Source organism: Acetobacter fallax, from assembly GCF_011516735.1.
Classification (GTDB): Bacteria; Pseudomonadota; Alphaproteobacteria; order Acetobacterales; family Acetobacteraceae; genus Acetobacter; species Acetobacter fallax.
Genome location: NZ_WOSX01000063.1, coordinates 1 through 12,724 on the forward strand (window position 1 = coordinate 1; position 12,724 = coordinate 12,724).

The following is a 12,724-nucleotide window of genomic DNA, read 5'->3' on the forward strand; positions in this document are numbered from 1 at the left end:
ACTCGTCGCTCTCGCATACAACTGCAAAAGAATGGCACGGCTTCAAACAGCATAAGCCGGGTCAGCCTCGGCGTTATCAGCCGCAAAATGCCCAACCCGACAGGCTGCTAAGGCGCACATCTGGCCAAAGGACCAGTGGGTGGGCACGATCGGGTCATTCTGTCCTGGCACGGTCAGGGTCAGACGCGCGGCATTGTCGCGCGAGGCCGCCACGCTGGCACGGCTTTCCACTGTGCGGGCCGTGGCCCGATCCGCCCGCGCCAGCGTGGCGGCATGCAGGTCGGACAGGGACAGGTACCGCTCGTCATCGGGACGCGAGAACCATTCGGACGAGACGCGGACGCTGCGCTCCCCACGGGAGGGATCGATCTTAAAGCCACCGGACGCGGTTCCACGGGACGCGGGGGGCAGAATGGTGGTCGTAGTCATGGAAAACTCTCCTCTGATGCCGGTTATTCGGCACAAAAGGCGAAGCCGCCCTCTCCCTCTTTCCGGGGGGCCGGACATGAAAAAAGCGGCTTCCGGGCACCGGAAGCCGCTGTCTCACTATTCCAAAAATCCATTGCGCTACTCGGCAGCAATGGCCTCCATATCCCCGCCTGCCATCACTGTTTCAACCTGTGCCTGATCTACCAGCCCCGCGGTCCGCAACCCCTCGGGCAGCCAGCCCGAACCATCCAGCAACCGCTCGGCCTCGCGGGCCATGTCGGGCTTCTTCAGGTGGGCGATGCGCTCTGCCGCCTCGTCGCTGCGTGCCTCCCGCACGGCTTGCAGGATGCGCGCCTTGGTCACCCGGCCGAGATAGTTCTCGACCGTGGGCTGCCAGCCTGCCTCGACCAGATCGAGACCGAGGGCCGATGCCAGTCGATCGGCCCGTTTAAGGCGCTCGGTCACGCTGCGCTGGGACACCGCGCCATAGGCGGGCATGCGCTCGTAGATGGCATTGACCCCGAAGGACAGGCAGTGGGCCAGCAACGCCATGCGGCTGGGATCGTCCAGCCCGTCGATCCAGCGCCACAGCGCATCCTCGTCCTCGGGCAGATCATGCTTCCAGCCCTCGTTGCGCTGGCGCAGCGCGTGGGCCGGCAGGCTGCCCGGCATGTCCGGTGAATGGACCGGCAGCGGGATTTCCCGGACATAGGCTTCCAGGCAGTCCGCACCCGGTGTCTGCCAGTAAACATCACGCACCAAGGTGTGCAGCAGTTCGGTCAGCGCGATGTGTGGGTTGCTGGCAAAGGCGTCCCGCAGGGCCAGCGTACGCCAGGCTGTCAGTTCCGTGAGAAGCCGATCAGGCAACGGCCTGATCCCGTCTTCTTCCTCGGGTTCGACATCGGCAGCAACGCTATCGCTCACTGCGCCTTCATCACCGCCATAATCAGCAATACGTTCCTCTCGCCCATCATACGCGGGGTGATCGTATTCATCCGAACCGTCGGCATTATCGATCTCTGCAGGCTCAGCCGGCATGTCCTCGGGCAGTACGAAACCCCGCTCCACCTGCAGCGTGCCATCGCTGTCGAGGCTGACGAAGGCGCCTGCCCGCGCCATGTCAGCGGGATCGAACGCCAGTGGCCGTTCTTCCAGGGCAAGAATGGCGTGTTCGATCTCGCCCAGTCTTGCATCGACCTCGTCTGGATATTCATCGGCCTGGGCATATTCAGCCTCGATGGTTTGCTGCTCGGCACGCAGGATTTCGAGACGGGCTGTCTCTTCATCGGTCAGGGGCACTTCCGTGCCATCGATCTCGACGAACTGCCGTGTGTGCCCCCATGGGAACGACAGCGCCGTCTCGACCCATTTCCAGCCCTCGGCGCGGATATCTTCTCCGGTTGCATGCAGCTTTTCCATGACCAGCCGGTCCAAGGCGGCCGGATCCTGCAGCCAGCCACCATCATCCGCCTCGAACAGGTCGCGCATGATAGGACCACCGGCCGCGAGATAGGCATCCAGCCCCACAAAACGGGCGCGCGCGTCCGAAGCCCGCACGGTCTTTTCTGTCAGCATGCGGCGGATGACATAGGGTTCGCGGTTATGGCTCTGGGACACGATATCCCAGATCTGTTCCTGGCGGGTAGGATCATCGCTGATGGAAAAGGCCATCAACTGTTCCAGCTTCATGCCGTCCTGCTCATATACATCCAGCAGTTTGTCGGAAACGGTCATCAGCCGCAGGCGCTGTTTGACCACGGCGGGCGCCACGAAGAACGCGGCGGCGATTTCTTCCTCGGACATGCCCTTCTCCAGCATGTCACGGAAGGCGCGGAACTGGTCCAGCGGATGCAGGGCCACACGCTGCACATTCTCGGCCAGGGAATCATCCTCGGCGAGAATGGCCGACCCGGCCTCGCGCACGACGCACGGCACGGGTGCCGTCTTTGCCAGTTTCTTCTGCTTCACCAGCAGTTCGAGCGCGCGAAAACGACGCCCACCGGCCGGCACTTCGTAGGTACCGGTCTCAACCCCGGCATCATCAACGACTGGCCGGACATTCAGGCTCTGCAGCAGTCCGCGGCGCTCGATATCGCGGGCCAGTTCCTCGATCGACAGGCCGGACTTCACACGCCGCACATTGGACTGCGACAGCACCAGCCGGTTGAACGGGATATCGCGGGACGAACTCAGGGTGATTTTGGGAATAGCGGTCGCCATGGCGAAAAACTCCATGACGGGCGGACAGGAGCCTCTCTCCCACCCTCTCAACCCGTCACGAAAATCCGCGCAGCCCTCTGACTCTGATGGCTATACCCGAGCCAGCACACTCTTCCCTTTCCCGGCAGAAAAATGTCGGCAATGGGGGGGGGAGAGGAAAGTCGGCTTTGTGTCGGGCGACCGGTAAAACCGGACATTCACATAGGCGACGTGCAGCGAAGTTGATCATGATCGCGGCGGGCGGCGCGGAGACCTCATATATCGCAGCTCCACTCGCCATCGCGCCCCAGTTTGTGATTGCCCAAAAGAGCCATTTAGCCTTAAATGGCCCAACAAGAGGACATGCGAGAATCAGCCATGAAAATCATGTCGGCGCGGGAAGCGAAGAACGGATTCGGGCTGATGATCGATACCGCGCGCGCGGCTCCCGTGCTGGTCCAAAAGCATGGGCGCGGTGTCGTGGTGGTGGTGGCGGTTGAAGAGTACGAGCGATTAAAGCGCCTCGATTGTCAGAGGACCTCGGTAGACGCTGTTCGGGATTAAAGCGGTGTTTGGGGGGATAAAGTGAGGTTTGTTGAGGGGGCAATGTGGACAAGGTCGAAAAGCAAAAGTTGAGCGAAGGCGATATTTGCGACTTGTTCATAACCCCTGCCATCAAGCAGGCAGGCTGGGATCAATTCAAGCAAGTTCGGCGAGAAGTCACGTTGACTCCCGGCCCCATCATTGTGCGGGGCAACCTTTCATCGCGAAATAAAAAGAAGAAGAAGTTCGCCGATTATGTTCTGTCATGGCAGCCGGGATTACCGCTCGCCATCGTCGAAGCGAAGGACAACAAGCATGGTGTCAGCGATGGATTGCAGCAGGCGCTAGGCTACTCCGAAATTCTCGACCTGCCGAGCGCTTTCAGCTCCAATGGCGATGGCTTCGCGCAACATAACCGTGCCGCCGCCGATGGTGAGGATATAGAAACATCGTTCGGCATGAATGACTTCCCGGACGCGGAATCGCTTTACGCTCGCTATTGCTTGTTTCACGGCGTTGAGCCTGACGAAAAACCATTAGTTGAACAGCCTTACTATCTCGACAGTTCGGGCAAAGAACCGCGCTACTACCAAGTCGAAGCCATCAACCGCACCATTGAGGCAATCGCTAAAGGACAGCGCCGCGTGTTGTTGGTCATGGCGACGGGCACAGGCAAAACCTACACTACGTTTCAGATCATCTGGCGCCTTTGGAAGGCCAAGCAAGCAAAGCGAATCCTTTTCCTCGCGGACCGCAATATCCTAGTGGATCAGACCTTGGTGAACGACTTCAAGCCGTTCGGCGAAGCCATGACTAAGGTGCGGAACCGCAAGATCGACCCTGCTTATGAGATTCACTTGGGACTGTATCAGGCGCTGACTGGCCCTGAGGAAACCGAAAAGACCTTCAAGTCGGTATCCCGTGATTTTTTCGACCTTATCGTGATCGACGAATGCCACCGGGGCAGCGTTTCCGAGGACAGCGCGTGGCGTGAAATTCTCGATTATTTCAGCGGTGCAATTCAGGTGGGTATGACTGCCACGCCGAAAGAAACCGAATATGAGTCTAACATCACCTATTTTGGAGACCCTGTTTACACTTACACTCTCAAACAAGGAATCGAGGATGGCTTCCTAGCCCCGTATAAAGTCATCCGTATCGACATCGACAAGGATGTGCTAGGCTGGATCCCTCCCGCTGGCATGGTCGATGACCTTGGCAATCCCGTGGAGCAGCGCGAATACAACCGCGCCGATATGGATCGCATCCTTGTACTTAATCAGCGAACCAAGCTTGTTGCGACACGGGTGATGCAATACCTCAACGCCACCGATCCGATGGCGAAAACTATCATTTTTTGCGAGGACATCGACCACGCCGAACGGATGCGGAAAGCCATCGTTAATGCGGCTGGCAAGATCGCGCGCGACAACCCCCGTTATGTCATGCGGATCACAGGCGATAGCGTCGAGGGCAAAGCCCAGCTCGATAACTTCATTGATCCAGAGCAACCATTTCCGGTTATCGTCACCACATCGCAGCTATTAACTACAGGCGTCGATGCAAAAACCTGCAAGCTGATCGTGCTGGATCAAACGATCAAATCCATGACAATCTTCAAGCAGATCATCGGGCGCGGAACGCGGATCGATGAGGACAACAACAAGTTCTTTTTCACCATCATGGACTTCAAGAAGGCGACTGAGCTGTTCCGCGATGACGCCTTCGACGGTGCGCCGGTCGTCATCTACGAACCTGACGACGATGATGATCCTGTCCCACCTGACCCCGAAGAGCCGGACGACGACGACGATAATGATAACGTGGATGACGATACCGGCAGCGGCACAACCAAGATTGTCGTGTCCGGTGTCACCGCTCGCATCATTGCCGAGCGCATCGAATATGTCGGCAGCGACGGAAAGCTGATCACCGAAAGCTATCGGGATTATGCGCGCACTGCGATCATGTCCGAGTTTAGCTCACTGGATGATTTCATCCGGCGGTGGAACGAAGCTGAGCGCAAACAGGCGATCATTGATGAGCTGGAGAAACACGGGGTCGTCCTTGCCAACCTTCAGGAAGCGGTCGGGCGCGACATTGGCGACTTCGATCTACTGGCCCACATTGCCTACGATCAGCCACCATTGACCCGGCGCGAACGAGCGGAACAGGTCAAAAAGCGTAACTACTTCACCAAGTATGGCGACACGGCACGTGCAGTTCTGCAGGCGTTGCTCGACAAATATGCGGATGAAGGTATTGCCGCCATTGAGGACACCAAGGTACTCCGCCTCCAACCGTTTCATGGCATCGGCACTCCGCTAGAAATCATCAAGGGTGCGTTCGGCGGCAAGGCCGGATATGACGCGGCGCTCAGCGACCTAGAACACCAGATTTACGAACAGGCATCCAACGAATGAGCAATGTTTCCGGCGCAGTAAAATCAATTCAGGACATCATGCGCAAGGACGTTGGCGTCGATGGCGACGCGCAGCGCATCAGCCAGATGGTCTGGATGATCTTCCTCAAAATCTATGATGACCGGGAGGAAGAGCTTGAGCTGACGGAGGACGGCTTCACCTCGCCCATCCCCGAGCGCTTTCGCTGGCGCAACTGGGCGCAGGACCGCGAAGGGATCACCGGTGACGCTCTGGTCAAATTCGTAGAAGAGCTGTTCGTTACCCTCAAGACCCAGCTCCCCACGATCGGCAATGTGGGCAAGCGCGCGCAGGTCATACGCGACGTGTTCGAGGATACCTACAACTACATGAAATCCGGCACGTTGATGCGGCAGGTCATCAACAAAATCAACGAGATCGACTTTAACAGTACCCATGACCGCCATACCTTCGGCGCGATCTATGAGCAGATTCTAAAAGACCTTCAGAGCGCGGGCAACGCGGGCGAGTTCTACACCCCCCGTGCTGTTACCAAGTTCATCATCGACCGGCTGGCGCCGAAGTTGGACGAAGTGGTGCTAGATCCCGCCTGTGGCACAGGTGGCTTTCTCGCTTGCACCATCGACTACAAGCGGCAGTTCGTGAAGTCGCCAGATGATGAGACGCTGCTGCAATCGACCATCCGAGGCGTCGAAAAAAAGGCTCTGCCGCATATGCTGTGCGTCACCAACATGATCCTGCACGGCATCGACACCCCATCAGGCATCGTCCACGGCAACACGCTCGAAAAGCCCTACCGCGATTATGGCGAGCGCGACCGCGTGCCCGTTATCGCCACCAACCCTCCGTTTGGCGGCATGGAGCAAGACGGCATTGAAGGGAATTTCCCGTCCAACCTCCGTACCCGCGAAACCGCTGATTTGTTCATGGCGCTGATTATCAAGCTGTTGAAGAACGGTGGCCGTGCCGCAGTGGTGCTACCTGATGGCTTTTTCTTTGGTGAAGGCGTCAAGACCACGCTCAAGCAAAGCCTAATCGAAGAATGCAACCTGCACACCATTGTCCGCCTACCCAATGGCGTGTTCAATCCCTACACCGGTATCAAGACCAATATCTTGTTCTTCACCAAAGGCACGCCAACCAAACAGACGTGGTTCTATGAACACCCTTATCCGCCGGGCGTCACCAGCTACAACAAGTCGCGCCCGATGCAGTTCGAGGAGTTTCAGCCCGAACGCGAATGGTGGGGCGAAGAAGCGGATGGATTCAAGCATCGCCGCGAAACTGAACAAGCATGGAAGATTAGCGCCGAGGAAGTAGCCGCGCGCAACTATAATCTCGATTTGAAGAACCCGCACGTTACCAACGGGGAGAGCCACGACCCTGATGAGCTTCTGGAGCGCTACGCGGTGCAACAGGCGAGCATCCAGTCTTTACGCGATCAGTTGAAAGCCATCCTGTCCGATGCGCTTGCAGGTGACGCATGACAGTCGATATTGCATCGCTGGTTAGCAATAATCTCGACATTTGGACGACGGCGGTCGACCGCAAACCTAGTTCAGGGCGTGGCGGCGGGAAGCAGATCAGCCTTTACGGGATTAATCGACTGCGGGCGTTAATTTTTGAATTGGCGGTGCAAGGAAGGTTGGTATCGCAAGACCCAGAAGATGAGCCTGCTACTAATCTACTAAATCGAATTAAGGCTGAGAAAAATCGGCTCGTAGCATCGGGTAAAGCCAAGCCGGGCAAGCCCTTGGCTCATCCGTCAAGCTGGCCGTTTGCAATTCCGGGTAATTGGGTGTGGTCGCAATTGGGGCACGTCACCAACTATGGTCAGACTGAAAAAGCTAGCCCTGGGACTCTTCCACCGGAAACATGGGTTTTAGAGTTAGAGGACATTGAAAAGGGCACATCTCGCCTTCTTGAGCGAGTCCGCTGCTCGGATCGACCGTTTCAAAGCCAGAAAAACCTGTTTCAAGCAGGTGATGTTATTTACGGAAAATTACGTCCATACCTCGATAAGGTTATTATTGCCGACGAAGGGGGCGTTTGCACTACAGAAATGGTGCCGATGCGGGGCTATTGTGATGTCCGTTCAGATTATATCCGGCTGTTTCTGAAAACTCAGTTCTTCATAGCGCTGGCTACCGAAGCAGCCCACGGCATGAATCTTCCGCGCTTGGCCACCCAGAAAGCACGCGAAGCGCCTTTTGCCCTCCCCCCCCTTCTTGAACAGCAGCGGATAGTCGCCAAGGTCGATGAACTCATGGCGCTGTGCGATGCGCTGGAAACGGAGAGCGCATCGGCAATAGCCGCGCATCAGACGCTGGTCGAAGCTCTGCTCACCACCCTAACCACCAGCACCGATACCGCCGACCTTGCCGCCAACTGGGTACGGCTGGAAGCCCATTTCGACATCCTGTTCACCACCGAAGTCAGCGTCGACGCCCTCAAGCAGACAATTCTGGAATTGGCCGTGCGAGGCAAGTTGGTACCGCCGGACGATAGCGAAGACGCGGCGGCACTGATTCAGAAATGGGAGAACGCAAAGCAACATTTACTTGCCACCGCGGGGGACCGAAGAATCAAGGTCGCGCCGAAGCCAAAAGCGCCACCATTCGACCTGCCGTCGCATTGGCAGTTCCAGTCGTTCGAGAATATCTTCCTGTTTATTGATTACCGGGGAAACACTCCCCCCAAGACGCAATCCGGCATCCCGCTGATTACGGCGAAAAATGTGCGGATGGGATACCTTGACAGGGAACCCCGGGAGTTCATTTCAGATGAAACCTTCTCGAAGTGGATGAGCAGGGGGTTTCCAGAATTGGGCGACTTATTCTTCACGACCGAAGCGCCTTTAGGAAACATCTGTCTCAACAACATCGAAGAACCCTTCGCGATTGCGCAGCGTCTGATTTGCTTTAAACCATTCGGACCGACTAATACCCGCTTCTACCTGTTAGCAATAATGAGTCAGTCCGTTCAGCGAGTGCTCGACGACAACGCGACCGGTATGACAGCGCGAGGCATCAAGGCAGCAAAGCTTAAGTCCATTCCCTTGCCGGTTCCTCCCGAAGCAGAACAAGCCCGTATCGTCGCAAAGGTAGAAGAACTCATGGTGGTGTGTGACGCGCTCAAAGCTCACCTCTCCGACGCCGCCCAAACCCAACGCCACCTCGCCGACGCCATCAGGCTGGGGACCGTCGCGTAAGGCGTCTCCGCTCGATCTGGATCAGTCAATACAAAAACCTCCGAAATTTCTCGATTGCGTTCGATGGCGATGGTTTCATCGACATCTTCGTCGGCAAAAATGGGTCGGGTAAGTCCAACTTCCTCGAAGCCATGATCGAGATTTTCGACCACATCTTCGGTTTTGATCCTGACGCAGTCGGGCCGGGGTTTGACTATGCGATCAGTTTCGAGATCTCCGGGACAGAAACCCGCATCGAATGGCGGGATGGCCTGCTGAACATCAACGATGATGCTGGGCGCCGGACTATTGGAACAACGCCGCTGCCAGACAATGTGTTGGTCTACTATTCGGGTCAGAACGGTAACGTCACCGCGCTGGTTGCGCGGTATGAGGACCGATATCGCCGCCGCCTTCGTCGAGCGGATGCGACCCTGATCTCGTGCTTTGTCGGCATCGGTCCGGCCTGCAAGAAGCTGTTAATCGTAGTGTTAATGCTATTACCGGAAGATAATTTGGCGAGGCGCTATTTGTGCCAAAAGCTCGGTATCCTCAGCAACAGCCGTATTGTCCGGATCGTGCTCAAACGTCCCGAATTCGCTGGAACCGGGAATTTTGACCCGTTCGAGGATAATCAACTCTTCTGGGGTACAACCGGCGTTGTTCGGTCCTTCCTTGATCAACTGGTTGCTTGCATGGAAAGTACCTTTACACCCGGCACACTCTATGATCGGGAAAAGGATCGCTATGTTCTGGCATGCAATCTGGACACTTTTCGAAAGAACTATGGTGACCTGACGTCTGAGACGCTCTTTCGGTCCTTCGATGCCCTGCGTGTTGTCGGGATGCTGGATGACATCAGCATCCGCATTGCGCTAGATGGTCTGGAAATTTCGGAACTGAACCACTTTAGCGATGGCCAGTTTCAATCCGTCTATGTCTTTGCAGTGTCAGAACTGTTCAAACAACGGAATTGCCTGACCCTGCTGGATGAGCCGGATGCATTCCTGCACCCTGAATGGCAGTTCAATTTCCTGGATCAGGTCAGCGCCATTTCTGCCGAGGCGGCACAGACCAATCATATCCTACTGAGCAGCCACAGCGCATCAACTGTGGCCGCGCAATGCGATAATCGTATCCACCTGTTTTCGTCCAGCGCTGCGGGTGTGACCACCGACAAACCGGACAAATCCACCATCGTCCACTCGCTGTCGGCAGGGTTGATCACGTTTTCCGAGATGGAGGCACGGCTAAGCATTGATTTCGTGCTCACCAACACAACCGGGCCGGTATTGTTTACTGAAGGCATTTCGGATGTGGCTATCCTCGAAACAGCATGGCGCAAGCTTTACGCCGATATGAGTTGCCCGTTTGAGATAGTTCAGGCCTTCGACTGCTCATTCCTGCGCAATCTCATGAAGCGTCAGACGTTGTATGACGGGCATCCGGGACGGAAGTTCTTTGCCTTGTTCGATTTCGACGAAGCCTACAGTGACTGGGTCCAACTGGGGAATGAGATTGAAGCCGACGTGGCCCGTTGTCTGACAAGGCAACGTGCGAACTGTCAAAGCTACGCCATGCTTGTTCCTGTCGCAGCAACTCATGCCTTGCGAAATCAGGTCATCCGGCCAGATGGTCAGGTCTTCGGCGCTCAGGCTCGGTTTGCGATTGAATCGCTGTTTTATGGAGTTCCTGGCCTCGAAAACTACTTTGCACCTGATCTGACCGAATTGGCGCAGCCAGTGAAGTTCACGGGTGACAAGGTGCCATTTGCTCAGCAAGTGGTTCCGGGTCTTGATGTACAATATTTCGAGCCATTCCGCCCGATCTTTGATTTCATCCAATTAAAGATTACGTCTGCATGATGGAAACGGGAGTTCATCACGTTTTGCGCGATCGACCTGATCGTCGGCTATAATAGAAATTCCAGACCCGTTGAGTAAGCTATAGGGATATAGCGTAAACGTAGTAATCATTACTATCGACCGCAGCCCTCCAGCCTCCATACGCCACGACTGATGAGCTTCGAAGGTCGACTTGGTAGAATGCGTGCGCAAGACCGCTATCAGCCTTTGCCGGCAGAGCACCCGATGATTTATGTCGGCTTTCGGGAAACTCTCCTAACCGCCTGTATGACCGGGATGAGGCGTAAGCGGACTATTTCCTGAGCCTGATGATTCCGAGTTCGTGCCACATCCACCCGAAATCGTAGGCAGCCATGCCACCGCCACTCCCTTGGGCGCGGACCGTAGTGTTTTCGATATCCTTCAACCAGATGGCCACCTTTTTACGCCCTGAAGCTGTCTGGACGGCCTGGCGCGGCGTCATATCCCCCAAGGCCGGGACTGGCTCATCAAGCACCTGCCGATAGTGCCGCTCCAGCATCTGCCCGATAATCCGGGCTTCCTCCCCGGGCGGGATCTGCAGTTCTGGCGAGACCTCCCGTCCAGGCGTCCCCCGGTCTTCCATCGCTTGCGCCGGCGTCATGATTTGCGTGAGCGGAGCGCGCACGAGATCTCCCAGACCAGCCTGCAGCATGGCACGACCACGTTCGGCACGCTCTTTCGAGTTCACCTGCAGCCGCAACTGCCGCCCCTTCAGATCCAGCGTGCCCAGCACGATCGCGCCATCGTCCATCTCCGTGCGCAGAAACCGTCCGTTTTCATCACGCCCGGTTTTCAGCGCAGGTTCATCGTGCTTTTCCTTCAGCCAGTTCCAGAACGACCGGCTCTCCGGCCGCAAAGCCGCGATCTGGTCAAGCGAATCTGCCACCATCTTCTGCGTCACGCCCTTTGCCAGCGGGAAACACACTTCGTGGAAGACCAGATCCTCTCCATCCCCATTGAACAGCGCTGGCCCCTCCATCTGCCGGGCCATGTCCTCCAGTGTCCGGAACAGCCAGGTCAGCGTGAACATCGGCGCAAGTTCATGCAGCGTCTGCGTATCGACTTTTGGAAACTCTGCCTTGCCCCGTCTTTTCCGCAGAACCCTGTAAAGGTTCGCAGCCAGATCTTCACAGGCACCTCGTGAATAGGCGAGCAGCCCGCCTGCCAGAATGGTCTTTCCATCGGACGGCACGAGACGTGCTGCAATCCGGTCCCACTGTTCCAGTGTCCGGGTTGCCGTGCCTTCATGCACCAGAACCGGATCACCACCCCGCAGCAGGTCACGCGCCATCAGGCTCTGGCCGGGTTTGATATCCGAGACTTCATACAGGCTCATGACCGAAGCCTTGAGGGCACGCATATAGGCGCTGTTACGTGGCCCTTCCTTCCAGCCCCGACGCTTGAGGTAAACGTCCACGAAGTTCCGGCCATCATCCCAGTCCTGCCCGAGAAAATCCTCGAAGGCGCAGCCCCATAGCGTCATGGCGACGTCGGGTCCGATCATCTCCGCCAGATCCTCGAAGGTGATATCCCCCGCTTCCAGCACCGGACCGATGTGATCGGCGAGCACTTCGCCAAAACACTCCTGCCAGTCCTCCTGACCGAGATAACGGATCAGTCCCGTGAGTTCGTCTGCGGCCATGGCTGCTCCTGCGTCTCCTGATACGGACAGCAGAGGGGCAGACTGTCCTGACTCGACAAGCCTAGAATGATACCCCGAAACAGGCGACAGGGTGCCCCGCTCTTCAATCACGCATTTGTGAAAGTGGACAAAAATGCGCCCCGGTACCTTTCCGTCTGTTTCCTATGTGTTTCCTGCGTGGGATTCCGGACAACAAAAAACCCGCCTGTTTAGGGCGGGTTTATCGTGTCCCATGAAGGGCTTGTGCATGGTTGCGGGGATAGGATTTGAACCTATGACCTTCAGGTTATGAGCCTGACGAGCTACCGGGCTGCTCCACCCCGCGTTGGTAATCATGTGACATTTTATTCTGAGGTAGACTGGAAGACCTGGCGGCGACCGACTTTCCCGTGGCTTAAGCCACAGTATCATAGGCGCTGGGGGTTTTCACGGC

General features: G+C 56.8%; 7 protein-coding genes, 1 tRNA gene and 1 pseudogene. 5 read left to right on the forward strand and 4 right to left on the reverse strand.

Annotation, left to right across the window (positions count from 1 at the left end):
* Positions 1-108 precede the first annotated feature (108 nt).
* Together GOB85_RS17235 and GOB85_RS17240 are read right to left on the reverse strand one after the other, a co-directional pair.
* A pseudogene (locus tag GOB85_RS17235) lies at positions 109-429 on the reverse strand (DUF932 domain-containing protein); the annotation flags it as partial.
* Positions 430-567: 138 nt separating this feature from the next.
* The gene (locus GOB85_RS17240; RefSeq protein WP_173578677.1) at positions 568-2,649 is read right to left on the reverse strand and encodes a ParB/RepB/Spo0J family partition protein; all 2,082 of its coding nucleotides are present in this window, start codon (positions 2,647-2,649) and stop codon (positions 568-570) included.
* Positions 2,650-3,006: 357 nt separating this feature from the next.
* Here GOB85_RS17240 and GOB85_RS17245 point away from each other — a divergent pair, with 357 nt between their 5' ends.
* The 5 genes from GOB85_RS17245 (at position 3,007) to GOB85_RS17265 (ending at position 10,628) form a co-directional block, all read left to right on the forward strand.
* The gene (locus GOB85_RS17245) at positions 3,007-3,192 is read left to right on the forward strand and encodes a type II toxin-antitoxin system prevent-host-death family antitoxin (protein WP_173578676.1); all 186 of its coding nucleotides are present in this window, start codon (positions 3,007-3,009) and stop codon (positions 3,190-3,192) included.
* Positions 3,193-3,236: 44 nt separating this feature from the next.
* Positions 3,237-5,594 carry an EcoAI/FtnUII family type I restriction enzme subunit R gene (gene hsdR / locus GOB85_RS17250; RefSeq protein ID WP_173578675.1) on the forward strand — a complete coding sequence of 786 codons (2,358 nt, stop codon included), beginning with the start codon at positions 3,237-3,239 and terminating at the stop codon, positions 5,592-5,594.
* Positions 5,591-7,060: a type I restriction-modification system subunit M gene (locus tag GOB85_RS17255; protein WP_173578674.1), complete on the forward strand. Its 1,470-nt coding sequence runs from the start codon at positions 5,591-5,593 to the stop codon at positions 7,058-7,060. The genes hsdR and GOB85_RS17255 overlap by 4 nt, the downstream gene beginning before the upstream one ends.
* Positions 7,057-8,784 carry a restriction endonuclease subunit S gene (locus tag GOB85_RS17260; protein ID WP_173578673.1) on the forward strand — a complete coding sequence of 576 codons (1,728 nt, stop codon included), beginning with the start codon at positions 7,057-7,059 and terminating at the stop codon, positions 8,782-8,784. Before GOB85_RS17255 ends, GOB85_RS17260 begins: the two co-directional genes overlap by 4 nt.
* Positions 8,785-8,915: 131 nt before the next feature.
* Complete coding sequence (locus GOB85_RS17265; RefSeq protein ID WP_173578672.1) at positions 8,916-10,628, forward strand: AAA family ATPase; 1,713 nt, start codon at positions 8,916-8,918, stop codon at positions 10,626-10,628.
* Positions 10,629-10,920: 292 nt separating this feature from the next.
* Here GOB85_RS17265 and GOB85_RS17270 read toward each other — a convergent pair whose 3' ends face one another.
* Positions 10,921-12,291 (reverse strand): hypothetical protein, encoded by a 1,371-nt coding sequence (locus tag GOB85_RS17270; protein WP_173578671.1) that lies wholly within the window; start codon positions 12,289-12,291, stop codon positions 10,921-10,923.
* Between the two features lie 248 nt (positions 12,292-12,539).
* Positions 12,540-12,616: transfer RNA gene (locus tag GOB85_RS17275), tRNA-Met, on the reverse strand.
* Positions 12,617-12,724: the final 108 nt, after the last annotated feature.